The 17,110-nt window shown below is 36.1% G+C and carries 21 protein-coding genes; 12 read left to right on the top strand and 9 right to left on the bottom strand.

What is annotated here, in order from left to right; all coding sequences use genetic code 11:
- Positions 1-91: 91 nt before the first annotated feature.
- The 3 genes from AOLE_RS20600 to AOLE_RS19970 form a co-directional block, all read right to left on the bottom strand.
- Positions 92-325 (bottom strand): hypothetical protein, encoded by a 234-nt coding sequence (locus AOLE_RS20600; protein ID WP_035331595.1) that lies wholly within the window; start codon positions 323-325, stop codon positions 92-94.
- A 341-nt stretch (positions 326-666) separates the two neighbouring features.
- Positions 667-798, bottom strand: a complete 132-nt coding sequence (locus AOLE_RS20760; RefSeq protein ID WP_227502001.1) for a hypothetical protein — start codon at positions 796-798, stop codon at positions 667-669.
- Between the two features lie 150 nt (positions 799-948).
- Positions 949-1,104: a hypothetical protein gene (locus tag AOLE_RS19970; protein WP_013198384.1), complete on the bottom strand. Its 156-nt coding sequence runs from the start codon at positions 1,102-1,104 to the stop codon at positions 949-951.
- Positions 1,105-1,488: 384 nt separating this feature from the next.
- On the opposite strand from AOLE_RS19970, the gene AOLE_RS12790 reads away from it, so the two are divergent.
- From AOLE_RS12790 to AOLE_RS12740, 12 genes are all read left to right on the top strand, one after another.
- A complete protein-coding gene (locus AOLE_RS12790) occupies positions 1,489-1,809 on the top strand; it encodes a hypothetical protein (RefSeq protein ID WP_013198383.1) in 321 nt (106 codons plus the stop codon).
- Positions 1,810-2,046: 237 nt separating this feature from the next.
- Entirely contained in the window at positions 2,047-2,256 is a 210-nt protein-coding gene (locus tag AOLE_RS12785) for a cold-shock protein (RefSeq protein WP_013198382.1), read from the top strand.
- Positions 2,257-2,473: 217 nt separating this feature from the next.
- Positions 2,474-2,623 (top strand): hypothetical protein, encoded by a 150-nt coding sequence (locus tag AOLE_RS19965; RefSeq protein ID WP_013198381.1) that lies wholly within the window; start codon positions 2,474-2,476, stop codon positions 2,621-2,623.
- A gap of 96 nt (positions 2,624-2,719) precedes the next feature.
- Positions 2,720-3,190 (top strand): hypothetical protein, encoded by a 471-nt coding sequence (locus AOLE_RS12780; protein WP_013198380.1) that lies wholly within the window; start codon positions 2,720-2,722, stop codon positions 3,188-3,190.
- Positions 3,191-3,337: 147 nt separating this feature from the next.
- Positions 3,338-3,526, top strand: a complete 189-nt coding sequence (locus tag AOLE_RS12775; RefSeq protein WP_081399341.1) for a hypothetical protein — start codon at positions 3,338-3,340, stop codon at positions 3,524-3,526.
- Between the two features lie 611 nt (positions 3,527-4,137).
- Entirely contained in the window at positions 4,138-4,701 is a 564-nt protein-coding gene (locus tag AOLE_RS12770) for a TetR/AcrR family transcriptional regulator (protein ID WP_013198378.1), read from the top strand.
- A gap of 317 nt (positions 4,702-5,018) precedes the next feature.
- Positions 5,019-6,083 (top strand): catalase family peroxidase, encoded by a 1,065-nt coding sequence (locus AOLE_RS12765; RefSeq protein WP_013198377.1) that lies wholly within the window; start codon positions 5,019-5,021, stop codon positions 6,081-6,083.
- Positions 6,084-6,095: 12 nt separating this feature from the next.
- On the top strand, positions 6,096-6,686 hold the full coding sequence (locus tag AOLE_RS12760; protein ID WP_013198376.1) for a cytochrome b: 591 nt from the start codon (positions 6,096-6,098) through the stop codon (positions 6,684-6,686).
- Positions 6,687-6,962: 276 nt separating this feature from the next.
- Entirely contained in the window at positions 6,963-7,889 is a 927-nt protein-coding gene (locus tag AOLE_RS12755) for a LysR family transcriptional regulator (RefSeq protein ID WP_013198375.1), read from the top strand.
- 111 nt (positions 7,890-8,000) lie between these two features.
- Positions 8,001-9,194 carry a CaiB/BaiF CoA transferase family protein gene (locus AOLE_RS12750; protein ID WP_013198374.1) on the top strand — a complete coding sequence of 398 codons (1,194 nt, stop codon included), beginning with the start codon at positions 8,001-8,003 and terminating at the stop codon, positions 9,192-9,194.
- On the top strand, positions 9,191-10,129 hold the full coding sequence (locus AOLE_RS12745) for a hydroxymethylglutaryl-CoA lyase (RefSeq protein WP_013198373.1): 939 nt from the start codon (positions 9,191-9,193) through the stop codon (positions 10,127-10,129). The genes AOLE_RS12750 and AOLE_RS12745 overlap by 4 nt, the downstream gene beginning before the upstream one ends.
- Positions 10,130-10,242: 113 nt before the next feature.
- Positions 10,243-11,559 (top strand): MFS transporter, encoded by a 1,317-nt coding sequence (locus tag AOLE_RS12740; protein WP_013198372.1) that lies wholly within the window; start codon positions 10,243-10,245, stop codon positions 11,557-11,559.
- A gap of 141 nt (positions 11,560-11,700) precedes the next feature.
- Here the strand turns inward: AOLE_RS12740 and AOLE_RS12735 are convergent, their stop codons facing one another.
- From AOLE_RS12735 to AOLE_RS12710, 6 genes are all read right to left on the bottom strand, one after another.
- Positions 11,701-12,426, bottom strand: a complete 726-nt coding sequence (locus AOLE_RS12735) for a cysteate racemase (RefSeq protein ID WP_013198371.1) — start codon at positions 12,424-12,426, stop codon at positions 11,701-11,703.
- Between the two features lies 1 nt (position 12,427).
- Positions 12,428-13,450, bottom strand: coding sequence for a D-cysteate sulfo-lyase (locus AOLE_RS12730; RefSeq protein ID WP_013198370.1), 1,023 nt, complete (start codon positions 13,448-13,450; stop codon positions 12,428-12,430).
- A gap of 16 nt (positions 13,451-13,466) precedes the next feature.
- Complete coding sequence (locus AOLE_RS12725) at positions 13,467-14,258, bottom strand: ABC transporter ATP-binding protein (RefSeq protein ID WP_013198369.1); 792 nt, start codon at positions 14,256-14,258, stop codon at positions 13,467-13,469.
- Positions 14,258-15,037: an ABC transporter permease gene (locus tag AOLE_RS12720; RefSeq protein ID WP_013198368.1), complete on the bottom strand. Its 780-nt coding sequence runs from the start codon at positions 15,035-15,037 to the stop codon at positions 14,258-14,260. The genes AOLE_RS12725 and AOLE_RS12720 overlap by 1 nt, the downstream gene beginning before the upstream one ends.
- A 9-nt stretch (positions 15,038-15,046) precedes the next feature.
- Positions 15,047-16,126 (bottom strand): taurine ABC transporter substrate-binding protein, encoded by a 1,080-nt coding sequence (locus AOLE_RS12715; RefSeq protein WP_013198367.1) that lies wholly within the window; start codon positions 16,124-16,126, stop codon positions 15,047-15,049.
- Between the two features lie 334 nt (positions 16,127-16,460).
- Positions 16,461-16,898: a DUF2147 domain-containing protein gene (locus tag AOLE_RS12710; protein ID WP_013198366.1), complete on the bottom strand. Its 438-nt coding sequence runs from the start codon at positions 16,896-16,898 to the stop codon at positions 16,461-16,463.
- Positions 16,899-17,110 lie beyond the last annotated feature (212 nt).

The raw sequence follows: 17,110 nt of genomic DNA, 5'->3' as shown, positions 1-17,110 counted from the left end.
TTTGAGAGTTAAAAACGGTGATATTTCAAAAAGGATTTTAATTTTTTATATAATTAAATCAGTTGTCTATAAAAATAATGAACGAATTAATTTATTCAAGATCAAGTTGATTGTCATCTTTAGTGACTTTGATTTTTAACTTTTTATATTTCCGTTTGTTTGGATCAATTGCAGAATTTATAACCTCATCTGAGAAAGATGAACATAGCATCAATTTTGCGTATGCTCTGTAACCTATCAAAATTCTTCGTAGTGGGTAGTCTGTTCTTGTAGAGTAATAGTCGATTCTGGAGTCTAATTCTTGTAGCAGGGGCTGCTGGGACATTGGAATAATTTCTCTAAGAGGTACATACAGCATATAGAGATTTAACTCCGCTAAGAAGAATTATTTTGAAAATGTTATAAATTTTAGATAAATCAATATTCATATTAAATATCAAAGTATTTTAGATATGCAAAATATATATTTATTCCTTGTAAATTTAAGTAGATACACTCCAAATGGCAATATTTTATTATGCTGTAAAAAATATTAGTAACAACTCTTTTTAAAGCCACAGTGGCCTATGTGTTATAGTCAATTTCGATTAATTATTGGTATTAAAATGGATATCTGTATTGGCGGTATACTTGATGGGAAGAAAAGAAAGGATGATCAAAATCATTTCAGAGTAGATAGTCATTATTCTGATCATGGTTCTGAATATAATAAAGAGCATTTTCATTTACATGGGCAGCTTCATACATTTTGGATAAGTGAAGATATTGATTTTTTTGCCGCGCAAAAAAGAGTTGAATTAATATTAAGTGCAAGATTTGGACTTGTTTAAAAAAATATATGTACCATTTTGGATGATTTTTAATATAAAAATTTTAAATTAAATATTTTATAATTAATATGATGTGAAACAAAAGCTCTATTTAATATAGAGCTTTTGAGTTAATAAGTTATTTATTTCTTTTTTCTTGATTATTATTTTCGGTAGGATTTTTTTCTGTTTCAGGGGTTTGTTCGGGATTTTCAGTTTTATCCTCAGTAGGTTGAGCATTAGAGTCATTTTGATTTTGTGTGGTTTTTTTTGAAAATTCTTTGAAATCAGACATTTTAAACTTCTTAATAATAGTAAGGAAGCTTTATCGTAGGCTTTTAATTCAGTTACATTGCGGTGATTATGAGAACTCTATGTAGAGATATGTGCCTAAAAGTTTTCAATTATCGACATAATATTTCTTTGAGTCAAATAGAGTGTTGATATATAAGTGGAAGGAAATTTTAATCAAATACAAGAGTTAACATATAGTTAAATAGCTATTGTATTTAATGTTTTTTTAATAATTACAATTTATTTAAATATATTATTTTAAGTTCTTAATTGGAGGGGATATTTTTAATTAAAGTGGGGGATTCGATCTATAAATATATTTATACAACATAAAGATACAGTTTTACATGCATACTCAATCAAATTAATTAAAAATGAGAAAAATATGGATGCTGAAATGAAAAAATATTTTGATGTGGCTGAAAGTGTTTACAATAATATTCACTTTAAAAATCAGTCTTCTAAAGATTTAGTTGATTGTCTCAATAGACTGTTAGTTGAAATTAAAAAAGAAGCAGCTACAAACAATTTACAATTAAAATATTCTGTTATTGATTTTGAAAGCTGTTTAAACAGGCCAATGAAAGAGCGTATTGTTAAAATTGATTTAAGCCTTCTCCCTAATTTTGAGAATCAATATGAATTTATTCTTTGGTTGGTAAGTTTTATAAAAAGTATTTCTGTATCTAGAAGTTATTATTTTTAAATTGTTGTGTGATAGCAAATAAAATAAATATTTTTTTAAATTTGTTGTATAAATATTTATTTAGCGTATACTCAATTTAACTAGAAAAATAGACTTATTAGTAAATCCTCTTTTAGTATCGTAGTTTTATTCATAATCCTTCGTTTTTTAAGATTTTAAACTCAATTTGTTATTATTTTTAAAGTTCAATGAGTCATAAAATATGGCTTTATATTATTAAAAATCAAAGGATATATTATGTCTAATACAGCAATTGGTACAGTGAAATGGTTTAATGAAACTAAAGGTTTTGGTTTTATTCAACAAGATGCAGGTCCAGATGTTTTTGCACATTTTAAAGAAATTAGTAGTTCAGGTTTTAAAACCTTATATGAAGGTCAACGTGTTAGTTTTAATATAGCTCAAGGACAAAAAGGTCCTTCTGCTATTAATATTGTTGTTCAATAATATAATTGGAAAAAAAGCACCTTAGGTGCTTTTTTTTGTTTTTTAAGTATATTAATTTCTAGATAATTTATAAATTAATTAAAATATTAATAATTATGATGTTAAACAAGGGTATCACATTCAGATACACTTACCTTGTATCTATATAAAGATAAAAGGACTATGTTAACTAAGTGCTAGATAATCATCTACACAACATTAAATAGGAGAGACTCTAATGTCTCAACAAAACCAAGTAAAAAACGATCAAGACAAATCAAAAGAGCAACAGCAGCAACAGCAAGACGGTAAAGAGTTTGAGCCTAAAAGTCCTGATCAGAATGCTGTAGAAAAAGTTGATCAAAATGATAAAATTGAGAAAAAATAATAATATAATAAATTTGTTTTTTCTTAAATGATGGGTTGGTAGAAAGAATAATGATTCTTTTTGCCAATTTATAAAATTAAGAGGAATGTTTTTAATATGTCTTTTATTATAATAACTTTAATTTTGTTTGTTTTTGCTTATATTTTATTTAAGGTTTTTTCTACAGTTAAACTGGAGCTCCCCGAAAGTACTCTAAAAATAGCTGGAAAAATATTTACAGAGAATAAGAACTTTTTCGAACATGAAATAATTGTAACTTTATACCAAGAAGAATTGATAACTTTAGTCGGCAATCAAAATAGTGATAGAACTAATGTCTTTAAAAATGCTGTAATATGCCTTGAAAAAGAAACAAATAAAATTGCAGTGTATATAGATACTTTAAGAGTTGGATATCTTAATAAAATAAATTCTTCCAGTTTTGTTAATTTTTTAAAAACAAAAGGTTTTAGTGAGCGAGATGCTTTTGAAGTTGATGCCGTTATAATGAGTGAAAAAATAAGCCAATGGAGTGTGAAATTAGACATACCATACGATATGGAAAAGTTTAGGTTTGATAAATATTAAATTTACGATAACTATTTAATTGATATTTCTATAAGATATATTTTGGTACATTTTTTTTAGTATTGAAAATAAAAAGAGATCATAATAATTATATTGATAATAAAAAGGAGAAAAGATATGGAACTTAGAGCTGTAAAAATGCATAAAATGTTTAGAGATTTTCATGAAGAAAAGCAACTTGGCTATGTAGGGGAATATGATGAAAAACATAACCTTATAGCGATATATGATATTTTTAAAGAAAAGATGCAGAAAATAGAAGGAACTTATCAATGGGTTTTACCCTCATCGGGTGAGGTGTTTTTTGTTGAGGAAGATCCGCTATATAGTCGTTAATGAATTTTGCCTCCTACTTTAAGCAGGGAAAAGCCTCTTTATAAATCCCAATTTAACAATAAATTTTAATTATTTATCCTTACTTTTTAATGATCTATTTTAAAACAAATGTCATTTTGCGTGCTTGACTGTAAGAGGGTTGGACACTATCCTTTGCCTGCTGGCCTACATCGCCAGTCGGTTTTGACGGACCGTATCATAGAAGCATTAAAGGTTTTTACTTTTAGTGCCTAGCCCCTCGTGCCCCCTCTACGGTGGAACGGGAGGGGGACACCTTCGGGTGTGCTGGCTCTATGACCAGTCCGTCAACCCTCTTTCGTTCTGCCACCATAATTTTAATTTCTGGCAGAACTCCCAATAAAAAGGAGTTGGCTTTGCACATCCATTATTTCTTGGCAACCTTTGCCAAAAGCTATAACGACACAGCTTAAAAAATAAAGCAGCTTGATCACCCTAAGGTTTTCAGGCTTTAAGTCTTTTTTTATTTAAAACTTAGCAATAACAAACTTGAGGTGTGCCAAGCACAGTCTTTATGGCTTTGCTGTGCCTTTTTTTCTCCCAAAAAAGTATCTCATTTAGAAACAACAATAATTTTTTATAACGGTAAAACAATGCCAAAGTTAGTTCTCCCTACACGCGCCATGCAAGTCCTTAATACGTCGATTGATTTATTTCACCATCATGGCTTTCATACGGTTGGAATCGACAGAATCGTAAAAGAGTCCAAAATTCCAAAAGCGACTTTTTATAATTACTTTCACTCGAAAGAGCGATTTGTTGAAATCTGTCTAATCGTACAAAAAGAACGTCTAAAAGAAAAAGTGCTTTCAATTGCTGAGTCTCACCAAGGTACAAGCGTGAAAGATAAACTTAAGAAACTTTATTTCTTACATACCGATTTAGAGGGACTGTACTATTTATTGTTTAAAGCTATTTTTGAAATAAAACTGACCTATTCAAAAGCCTATCAAGTCGCAATTAAATATAGAACTTGGCTAATCAATGAAATCTATAGTCAGCTTAGAGTATTCAAAACGGATGCGACTTTTCAGGATGCCAAGCTATTTTTATATATGATTGAAGGCGCAATTATTCAGCTTTTAAGTTCGGGTCAGGCAGATGAGAGTGAAAGGGTGTTGGATTGCTTTCTCATCTCTATGATCAATCATCACTAGTTAACGAGCTCGGTTTTAAAAAGATCACCTCTTCGGACTCTTTCAGTCAAAGTGGGGGCTTCTAGATTCTTCGTTACCATGCTTTATTTATCTCCACTCAAATGTTAATAAGATTAATACTAACCCCGAGGTGCGTACCTTATATGATCGGGAAATAAATATTATATTAAGGCTTATCTCTATTGGATCCAGAATATTTCAGGATTTTATTTACTTAGCTAAGGTTGAATTTGGTTCCATCAATCTAAGAAAAACTCTTTTTACATGATCAAAATCTTCTTTAGGGATGCAGCCATACAATTTACACAGGATGAAGAATGAATAATTTGAATTTTAAAACTCTAAAGAAGTATTGGTTGCGATTCTTGGGTATTGCTGTAATCGCTGGCTCCTTAGTATTGGCATTTGCTTGGGTCGCTGGTCTATTTGGACATCGCACCACAAGTAAAACTTTTTTGGGAGACTCATTAAGTAAATTTGATCCCGGATATCGACGTGCACACGGTAAGGGTATTTGTTTTGATGGCACTTACCACAGTAATGGTGCGGCGGCTGCACTCTCTAAAGCGACTGTATTTGCCAAGTCTGATATACCAGCAATTGGCCGATTTTCTATTGGAAGTGGTAACCCGCATGCGGCAGATAATTCGACAGCAACAGTGAGTATGGCTTTATTACTTTCCGCAGCTGATCATTCACAATGGCGCATGAAATTAAACAACTTTCCCTATTTCCCTACGCGAAATGCTGAAGGTTTTTTGGCTCAGCAAAAAGCATTTAAACCAGTTCCATCTACTGGCAAACCTGATCCGGCCCTTGTTGAGGCTTTTCTAAAAGAATATCCCGAAGCACGTAAGTCTATTGAACAAAAGGCAAAGATGCCATTAACCGGTAGTTTTAGTGGTGCAGAATTTTATGTCGTAAATGCTTTTATATTGCGGGCCGCCAATGGACAAGAACAGCCAGTCCGTTGGTCTATGCGTCCTCATTCAAAATTTATTAGTCTGACCAAAGAACAACGTGATCAAGCTGGCCATGATTTCTTATTTAAAGACATCAAAAAACGTTTGGCTGAAGGGCCGCTCTATTGGGATTTAGTTTTGCAACTTGCCGAGCCAGGAGACCCAGTGAATGATCCATCTCAACCTTGGCCCAAAGAACGTAAAGAAGTTATAGCGGGAACATTGGAAGTCAAAAATGTGACTGAACAGGTAAATGGCGTTTGCCGTGATATTAACTTTGACCCAACTTTGGTTCCACCCGGAATTGAGTTATCAGATGATCCGGTACTCGCAGCACGAGCGGGTATCTATGCACAGTCTTACAATGCTCGCTTACGTGAAATTGGATTTGGCAAAGCAACGGATGCCGTGGGTAAATAGGAGAGATCAGCCATGCAAAAAAAATCTAGCGATAATGCTCCACGTCATTTTAATTTGACTGCTCGAATACTACATTGGCTTATGGCGGTAGCGATTTTAGCCATGCTATTTATTGGTGTTGGAATGACAACTTCAATCACTTGGCGTCCGTGGTTAATCGATATTCACCGTCCCTTAGGAATCGCAATCTTATTACTGGTCATCATAAGATTAATAAATCGACTCTATTTCCCAATTCCACCTTTGCCGCCGACTGTACCCCGTTGGCAGGCGTTTATTGCCCATGCATCACATTGGTTACTTTATATTTTGATGTTTAGTTTGCCATTGCTCGGATGGGCAACGCTTTCGGCAGGTAATTGGCCTGTAACGTTATTTCCGGCTTGGGACCTTCCACCTATCGCTCCAACCGACTCTACACTCTATGCATGGTTTCGTACTCTACACGGAATTTTGGCTTGGCTATTATTTGCTGTCGTTATTGGTCATCTATCTGCTGCATTATTACATGCATGGATTTATCGCGATGGCGTATTCTCAAGTATGGCTTTGGGTTCTTCTACTGAGTCAAATAGAGATAATGAAAAGAAGAGTGTGGATTGAGGGGAGTGATTTAGCTCTTAAGCTCAGATCAGGCGGATAAAAGGGATAAGCCAGCGGAAATGGTGGCTTATTTTGATGGACTTAAAACAAATAAATTTGGAATGAATGATGTTCTATTTAAGTTACATTCGATTTTGGTTTAAGGTTTTAAATGATTGATAATATTTAAATTTAATATATTTTATCTGTCTAACAATGGGAAAATATAAATTTCCTATAATTCTAAATATTTGTCATAGCCTTATGAGCTTCAAGTTATAAGATTGGTAATGTGTAATGCATATTGAAAATATTATTCGAAAACTAGATTTAGTAACTTTAAAGATATTTCAGACGGTCTGTGATGAAAAATCTCTGAGTAAGGCCGCTGAAAAAAATATGATTGCGCTGTCTGCTGCAAGTAAGCGTTTGACTGATTTGGAGCATTTGATTGGAACCAAATTGTTTATTCGTGATGGTAAGGGCATGCAAATTACACCTGCTGGTGAAAGCCTGCTTTACCATTGCAGAACTATTTTAGACTCGGTTTATAAAGCTTCGGTTGAGTTAGAAGAATACAAAATAGGTATTAAAGGTTTTGTACGATTACAGGCAAATTTATCAACTATCATTCAGTTTTTACCCGAAAGTCTGCATCCTTTTATTGTTGAAAATCCTCAAATTAAGATTGAGCTTGAAGAACGTCCAAGTATAGAAATTATCCAAAATGTAAGTAATAAAATTGCCGACTTAGGCATCTGCATTGCTGAGAATTTGTCAGAAGATCTGGATTATTATCATTATCGTAGCGATCGGCTGGTCGCGGTCATACAAAACCAGCAATATTTAAGTGAACAGAAAATCATTTCCTTTGAAGATGCTTTGGACTACGACTTTATTGGCTTGCATACTCAAAGTGCGATTAACCGGATTTTGCAGCAAAAGTCTGAAGCGTTAGGAAAGCAGCTCAAACTCAGAATATTGGTAACAAGTTTTGATGCGGTTTGCCGTATGGTGCAGGCTGGTATGGGAATTGGAATTTTGCCTCATAAGGTTTTCGAAATCTTTGGTAAACCCTTGGGGCTGGCAAGTGTAGAGTTAACCGATAGTTGGGCAAAAAGAGATTTATATCTTGTGTCCAAGCATGATGAGTTTTTAAATCCAGTAACTTTGCTTTTAAAACAATATTTTATGCATCCACATAAAGAAATTATATCTGAATGACTTTTATAGGTTTCGCAAAACACGAAGGCTTGTTGATCTTTTAAGAATTGTATTACTACTCATTGCGCCATAAATTTAATTCTATCGGAAGTAGATATAATATGGATTGTTATGAGTCTAGCCCTTGAGAAAATAAAAGTCCTAGAAATAGGAACTCTAATTGCTGCTCCTTTTGCAACACGCATTCTTGCTGAGTTCGGTGCTGAAGTCATAAAAATTGAGCCTATTGGCAAAGGCGATCCACTTCGTAAATGGCGTAAGTTACATCACGGAACATCTTTGTGGTGGTATTTACAGTCACGTAATAAGAAATCTTTAGCGCTTAATCTCAAGTCACCGGAAGCAATTGCTTTAATCAAAAAGATGATTGTCGATACCGACATTCTGGTCGAAAACATGCGTCCCGGTGCACTTGAAAAATTAGGTCTAGATTGGGAAACCTTAAAATCAATTAATCCTAAACTGACTTTTGTTCGCATATCTGGTTATGGGCAATCTGGCCCTTATAAAGACAAACCGGGCTTTGGTGCAATTGGTGAGGCAATGGGTGGAATTCGTTATACCACGGGTTCCCAAGATTCTGCGCCTGCACGAGTTGGGGTGAGTTTGGGTGACTCACTTGCCTCATTACATGCGGTGATTGGCGCTTTAATGTCGATTGTAAATATCAAAACAAATAACGGTAACGGACAGATTGTTGATGTCTCTCTTGCAGAGAGTGTCTTCAATATTATGGAAAGTGTTGTCCCAGAATACGACTTGCATGGTTTTATTCGGGAGCGTTCTGGAGGTTCGTTACCGGGCATTGCACCTTCAAATACCTATCGAACCAAGGACAACGCTTTTGTGGTAATTGCAGGAAATAGTGATCCAATTTTTAAGCGCTTGATGCATGTGATTGGTCGTGAAGATTTGGCAAATCGACCTGAGTTTGAACACAACGATGGGCGTGCGCAACAAAGTGATTTGCTAGATGCCGCAATTGAATCATGGAGTCGACAGCATTCAATTGATGAGGTCTTGCAGCAGCTTGAACAAGCCGAGGTTCCATCAGGGCGAATTTATTCTGTAGCCGATATGGTCAATGATCCGCACTTTAATGCACGTGATATGTTGCTTTCAACCGAGTTGCCTGATGGTCAGGTGGTAAAAATGCCGGGTATTGTTCCGAAGCTTTCCGAAACCCCAGGGCAGGTCAAATGGCGTGGTCCTGAGCTGGGTGAGCATACCGAATCTGTTTTAAAACAATATGGTTATCAAGCTGAAGATATTGAAAGCCTGCGTGTATCGGGAGTAGTGCAATGACAGCATTTACCGACTTACTTGTCGTACAAGAAGTCTCTCCACGAGATGGTTTGCAAATTGAGCCGACTTGGGTGCCCACGACAAAGAAAATTGATTTAATTAATCAGTTGTCGACAATGGGTTTCTCTCGAATTGAAGCAGGGTCTTTTGTCTCTCCAAAAGCGATTCCGAATCTGAGAGATGGTGGTGAGGTTTTTACTGGAATTACACGCCATAAAGATATTATTTATGTTGGGTTAATTCCAAATTTAAAAGGCGCGCTTCGGGCAATTGAAGCCAATGCAAATGAGTTGAATCTTGTGCTCTCTGCTAGCCAAACCCATAACCTTGCCAATATGCGTATGACAAAAGCTCAATCGTTTGCAGGATTTACCGAAATTGTGGAGCAACTACAGGGTAAAACACAGTTTAACGGAACTGTTGCAACAACTTTTGGCTGTCCATTTGAAGGCAAGATTAGTGAAAGGGAAGTGTTTAGCTTAGTTGAACATTATTTAGAGCTGGGTATTCATAATATTACACTGGCAGATACCACTGGCATGGCGAACCCAGTGCAAGTGAAAAGAATTGTCTCTCACGTTTTATCGTTAATTTCGTCTGAGCAACTGACCTTACACTTTCATAATACACGTGGCTTGGGGCTAACTAATGTTCTTGCAGCTTATGAAGCAGGAGCAAGACGGTTTGATGCTGCATTGGGAGGTTTAGGTGGGTGCCCATTTGCACCAGGTGCTTCAGGAAATATCTGTACTGAAGATTTGGTCAATATGTGCGAAGAAATGGGAATACCGACCACTATTGATTTAGATGCTCTCATTCAACTTTCCAGAACCTTACCAGCTCTTTTAGGGCATGACACACCAAGCCAACTTGCCAAGGCGGGGCGGAATACTGACTTGCATCCGATACCGGATTATATCAAATCACTTAATTAAGATACGTTATTCAAGTTAGTTGGAAGTAAGACGATATTCGTATCGTCTTCGGTCAACTCGTCTTTAAAATCTTGAGAGGACGTGTCTTGAGGCTCATTTTCAGGAGAAAATAAATGAGTTTAAAGCAAAGCATGGAATTATCGGCTGAAGCAATTGCCGAAAAGCAATTAATAAAAAAAGTAGCATGGAAAATCATGCCATTAATTATGGTGTGTTACTTATTTGCCTTTTTTGATCGTATTAATATTAGTTTTGCCAAGTTTCAGTTACAAGCTGATCTATCTCTAAGTAATACAGCTTATGGCCTCGGTGCCAGTTTGTTTGTAATAGGGTATGTCATATTTGAAGTACCCAGTAATTTATTGCTACATAAATTTGGTGCAAGAAAATGGATTGCACGCATCATGGTTTCTTGGGGTGTGGCAACAGCCTTAATGGTGTTTGTGACTACCGAATGGCAATTTTATGTATTACGTTTCTTGATTGGTGCAATGGAGGCTGGCTTTGCTCCGGGTGTACTGTATTACATGACCCTTTGGTTTCCTCAAACCTATCGTGGCCGAATTATTTCCTTATTCTTCCTTGCTTCTGCTTTTTCAGGCATCTTTGGAGGACCAATTTCAGGGGTGTTGTTGTCATCACTTGATGGTGTGATGAACATGCGTGGGTGGCACTGGTTATTTCTATTGGGAGGTATTCCGTGTGTTCTGTTGGGTCTTTGCGTTTTAACTTACTTAAAAGATCGTATTGATGATGCGCGGTGGTTATCATCCTCAGAAAAAGCTCATTTGAAACGCTTGGTTGAACCTAAACAACCAGAAAAAGCTTCTCACTCATTATGGGCTGCCATTAAAACGCCGGGATTATTAATTTTAGGTGTTATCTATTTTCTGATTCAGATTGCATCTTATGGTCTAAACTTCTGGGGACCACAATTAATAAAAAGCTCAGGTATTGATGATACTCAAGTGATTGGTTTTCTTAGTGCCATTCCATATCTCATGGGAGCAATTACGATGGTAATTGTTGGGCGTTTAGCGGACAAATCTGGGGAGCGTTTAAAATTTACTGCTGGTTTACTCTCTTTAGGTGCTATCGGTTTCTTCACCGCCGGTTTCTTTGATGCAAACCCAGTTGTAGTCGTCATTTCGCTTGCGTTATTAGGGGCGGGTATTGTTGCTGCAATTCCTTCTTTTTGGAATTTACCACCTAAAGTCTTGGTCGGAGCTGGGGCGGGGGCTGCTGGTGGTACAGCACTCATTAATACATTAGGGCAAATGGGCGGGATTGTTAGTCCTATTATGGTTGGCCATATTAAAGACATAACAGGTAGTACAACGCCCGCTCTATATATTATTGCAAGCTTATGTGTTGTGTGTATTGCACTATTGATATGGGCTACGCCAAAACGATTACAAGAGAAAGGTTAAATGATTCACTCATGCTCAAAGCCACTTTGTTGGCTGTAGCATGAGTGTAGTTAATATGAAAGTGATCTAGAAGCTTACTTAATTCGATACCACGTTTGGTTTCGGCTAATTATTCAGTTTTTAGATTCGAAGAACATTATTTTAGAGTTGTGTATTCCGATAAAACCAATGTACACAAGCATCTGCCAAAATTTGTGTGGTATCAAAGCTCACATCTAAAATTGGAGACTGGATTGCATGTAACCCAATTGGAATTTCTGTACAAGCTAAAATAATCGAACCAGCACCTTGATCTATGAGTCTTTGGCTTAACTCTTGAAAAACGATACCCGCTTTTGCCGATTCATTACGTTTTACAGCATAAACAGCGGGCATAAATTCCTGTTCAATTTCTTCATCTGAATTAATGACAAAAGGAATGTCATGCTTGCTTAACTCATGTTGATACAACTGAGTAGAAAGGGCACCTTTGGTTGCCAATATTCCGACTTTATCACCCGATTGATAATTCTTTAAAATCTGTTGCACCGTAATTTCAACCATATTTAAGATTTCAATAGGGGTGTGTTGCTGTAAGTCAGAATGCCAGAAGTGTGCGGTATTACATGGAATGGCGATTTTAGAGACACCGCTACGCTCTAAAATTTTTAGTCCATGTAACATGGCATTTAAAGGACTTTCACCTAGGTTTTTAAGTGCAAGTTGTCGGTCAGGAATACCGCCGTGATTCCAAGCAATTGTTGGAATATGTTCCTGATCTTTAGTGGCAGGGCTTGCATCGAGCAGACGCTGTTGAAAATCAACAGCAGCGCCCGGTCCCATGCCACCCAAAATTCCAAGGGTGGGGAGTTCTGAAAATTCTGTCATCTTACAAACGGTATGCATCTTTGTTAGAGAATGTTTTACGATAACCGAATAAGCCTACGGCACCGCCTGTATGAAGGAAGATCACTTTGTCATCTTTAGTGAAATGACCCTGACGAATGAGATCTACTAAACCCGCAAAACCTTTACCTGAGTAAACAGGGTCAAGCAAAATACCTTCAGTTCGAGCCAGCAATTCAACAGCCTCAACCATGCTATCAGTTGGAATACCGTAGCCATCGCCAACATAGTCACTATTCGCAATCACTTTTTCACGAGCAATAAGATCTGCGCTTAAACCCAGATGTTCTAAAGTTGCACGAGTAAGTTTATAAACATTTTCTTCTTGTTTAGATTTTTCAGCACGAACACTGATACCGAGTACAGGTAAGTTTGAGTGAGTTACCGCAATACCCGCTAAAAGGCCAGCTTGAGTACCTGTGCTACCTGTTGCATGTACAAGATGAGTCGGAGCCAGTTGAATCTGGTTAAGTTGGTTAATTAATTCAATTGCTGTTGAGACATAACCTAAAGCACCAATAGCATTTGAACCACCACCTGGAATAATGTACGGACGTTCCCCTTGTAGTTCTAATTCTTTTGCTTTGGCTTCTAAAGCTGCCACCATATCGGTGCCACCCGGAACTACCTCAATTGATGTTGCACCTAAAATCTCATCGAGCAATAAGTTTCCATTATTGTAATATTCATCTGTACCATCACTAACGCGTTGTTCGAGTAAAACTGATGCCTTTAAACCAAATTTATTTGCTGCTGCAATCGTTTGGCGAACATGGTTAGATTGAGTTGCACCTTGAGTAAGTACATGGGTTGCACCTTTTGTAAGTGCATCACCAATTAAAAATTCTAATTTGCGAGTTTTATTGCCACCTGTAGCCAGCCCTGTAGCATCGTCTCGTTTGATGTAAATCTGGGGACCATTTAACGCTTTAGTTAAGTTAGGTAAAAACTCTAGAGGAGTAGGCGCATGAACCAGTTGAACGCGCGGTAAATGACTTAATAACATAATAATGTCCTAAAATTTAATGTATGTAATCAATCATGCGGCTTACTTCTTTGCGCATAATTTCTAAAATATGTTTTTTGGTTTCAATAAATTCTTGCCGTGGCGTAATATTTTCAATGCTACGCGCACGAGGTAAATTCACTTGAATATCTTCGGCAATGCGTCCGGGATGGCCTGCCATTAAAATAATGCGATCTGCTAAAAGTAGAGATTCATCAATATCGTGAGTAACAAATAAAACGGTAGTTTTATTGTCTTGCCAAAGCTGAGTCAGTGTTTCCTGCATTAAAATACGTGTTTGAGCATCTAATGCCCCAAAAGGCTCATCCATTAATAAAATCTTTGGCTTCATGACCCACGCACGGGCAAGGGCAACACGTTGTTTCATACCACCTGAGATTTGCCAAATTCGATGATGTTCAAACTTCTTTAAACCCGTTTTTTCTAAGTAATATTCAGTTTGCTCAGCAATATATTTAGGCTCGGCTTTTGATTGCTTAAGTGGAAATTGAATATTTTCTTTTACCGTGAGCCAAGGAAATAACTGAGCTTGTTGAAATACAACAGCTCGGTCTATGCCCGGTGCTGAGATGGTTTGACCATCTACATAAATTTCACCTAAAGTTGGTTTTTCAAAACCAGCAAGCAAGTTCAAAATAGTTGATTTACCACAGCCAGAAGGCCCAAGTAAGCAAACAAACTGACCTTCAGGAATTTTAAGATTAATATCTTCTAGGACCGTATTTTCCGTCTTGTTTTGTTTAAATATTTTCTGAACATTATTTAGCTCAATAAAGGGTTGAGTCATTATGCTTTTCCTGTCCAAGGGGCCCATTTTTGCTGTGCTTTCACAATGAGCCAATCTAAAATAAAGCCAATTGTTCCAAGTAAAATAATCCCGACAATCACAACATCTGTACGCAAATAAGAACCGGCATTAATAATCATCCAGCCTAAACCAGAAGTTGCTGCAACCATTTCCGCTGCAATTAATGATGTCCAACCAATACCAATAGATAAACGAATGGTGGTGAAAATTTCAGGAAGCGAAGAGGGTAAAATGACGCGGAATAAGATTGCTGTTTTTCCTAAGCCCATCGTTTGTGCTGCTTGAATCAAACCATATGGAACGTTTTGGCTTGCTGCGGTTGCACCCACAATGACACTCAGTAAAGTCGCAATAAAAATAAGGAAAAATTTAGATTCCTCACCAATTCCTAGCCAAACAACAACCAATGGAATGAGGGCAATTTTGGGAATAGGACGTAAGAATTGTACAAATGGATCTAAAATGGCATTAAGTACAGGACTACGGCCCATTAATAATCCCAAAGGCACACCAATAACGATTGCAACGAAGAAAGCAAAGAAGGCGCGCGCCGTGCTGACTAAAATGTGTTGATAAAAAGGAGCATCTCGGTAACCGTTTTTAAATAAATCTAAAACTGTATCTAAAATCTGTAGAGGAGAGGGCAACAAAATGGGTGAGACAAGTTTAAATGTACACACAAGTTGCCAAATAATCACAAAAGTGATTAGCGATAATGTACTAATCACTTTTACTTTAAACGGGTTCAACTGAATCATTTGATAACCTTATTTTGTCGCTTCAATAAGGTATTTACTGTCGATATTAGGCGCATAACTCTTTGGAACATCAGATTGTTTCAACTCGCCAATACTGACTAAAAATTTAGCGATATCTTGAGTTGCTTTAGCCAAGCCAGAGTTTTCATCGTTTGATGTTGCACCTAAATATTTTTCAGAGGCTTGATCTTTTAGTGGAATATATTCGATACCAGCAAGTGTGGTTTCGACTTGGTCATATGGAAGACTTAAGTATTTAGAGATTTTTTCAGAAGCAGCTTTAGGATCACGTTTATATTCATCAACTTGATCTTGGTAAGCCTTCAAGAACTTAATTACAAGGTCAGGGTGTTTTTCTGCAAACTCTTTACGGACAGCGAAGTTGTTATAAACCAAAATACCTTTTTCATTCAACGTCGTTGTACGATAAATTTCTTTACCGCCTTCTTTCTCTAGCTGTTGAGTAAATGGTCCCCAAACATAGGCTGCATCAATATCACCACGTGTCCATGCAGAAACAATTTCAGCAGGCTTAAGTGGAATTAATTTGATTTTTGATTTATCAATTTTATTTAATGCAAGAGCTTGTTCCAAAGCATATTGCGCGGTGGAGTTGGCAGGGAAGGCAACTTTTTTACCAACCAGACCTTGCAGATTTTTAATATCAGGACGAACAATTAAACGTTCTGCACCAGAAATTAGACCTTCCAAACCAATGATTTCAATTGGTAATCCGCGAGTAATACCTGCAACAGCTGGGCTGGAGCCAAAACGAGCAATATCAATTTCATTTGCGGCGAAGTAATTAATTACATCAGCACCTGAAGCAAATTCAACCCACTTAATTTTTGTACCTAAAGCTTTTTCAAAATCTCCATCAGCCTTACCAAGAACCCAAACTCGTGGACCGCCACCCCAAGCAAAACGTACTTCTTTAGGCAGTTCAGCGGCAGCCGCAGTTTGAGAAGCTTCTGCCTTAGTTTCATTATTTTGCTGTGAATTATTTCCACAACCAGTTAAAAGTGCAAAGCTGAGAACCCCTACTGATAAGACAGCGTTTTTTAAGTGAAAACGTGTTGCAAACAACATTATATTTCCAGTAATTTTCGAAATTTATTCGATCTTAGTGAAAATTTATGATTAATAAAAATATGAAAAAGTGGAATGGATATATGCAAAGATGAGTTTATATTTATCATTAAAAAAGAATTATTTATCACTTAAAATTGGTAGTTATATTTTGAATTAAAATCGGTATCTGAAAAAAATAAGAGCTCTTAAAAATTATTTATTTTTAGGTTTAGTGCATGATTAAAATTCTTAATTAAATTAAGAATATTCAAAAATTACATGGCTTTTGAGGTAAATGATCACTTCAAAAAACCATGCAATTTATAAGTAGGGCTTTTAACGATTTAGGAGCTTATTTAATTCGATACCACGTTTGGTTTCGGCCAATTGCAGAAATACCAATGTATCCACGAGCGATAAGTTTTTCACCATCTGGTGATACGGTTACACTAAATTTATAAGTTTTATCTGATTGAGGGTCGAGGATAGATCCCTTGTCATATTTATTTTGACCAACACTTTTTAAATTTTTGACAATGGTTAGGCCAATCAAAGATTTGTTTTTGTAAGTACCTTCACACATCGTACATTTGTTAGCTTCATTTGGAACAAGTATTTTTTCGATGTTCGCAGACAGATTGCCATTTTTATCTTCGCTGAATCTTACCAGTGCTCTTGGTTGATTGGTTGCATCATCAATTGTTTTCCAAACACTGCCATGTAATTTGTCCGAAGCAAATGAATGAATTGAATAAAAGCTAAGTAAAAGTAAGAGTAAATATTTTTTCATATCAAGCATTTCTCAAATTAAAAATGGATGGTTTTAAAGGTCTGAATTATTCATTTTAAATTTAACTTCACAGTTTTCTTGGTATTGAATCTTTAAGCTAAACAATATGTGAAGTTATAATCTATTTGCATGAATATTATTTTGATCAATTTATTTATGCAATTGCGAGAATGGACAGAATGATTAAATAAGGTTTTAAAAGCTGATAATAA

Source organism: Acinetobacter oleivorans DR1 (assembly GCF_000196795.1).
Classification (GTDB): Bacteria; Pseudomonadota; Gammaproteobacteria; order Pseudomonadales; family Moraxellaceae; genus Acinetobacter; species Acinetobacter oleivorans.
The sequence above is the reverse complement of the archived record's forward strand: the minus strand, read 5'-3'. Positions and strand labels throughout refer to the sequence as shown.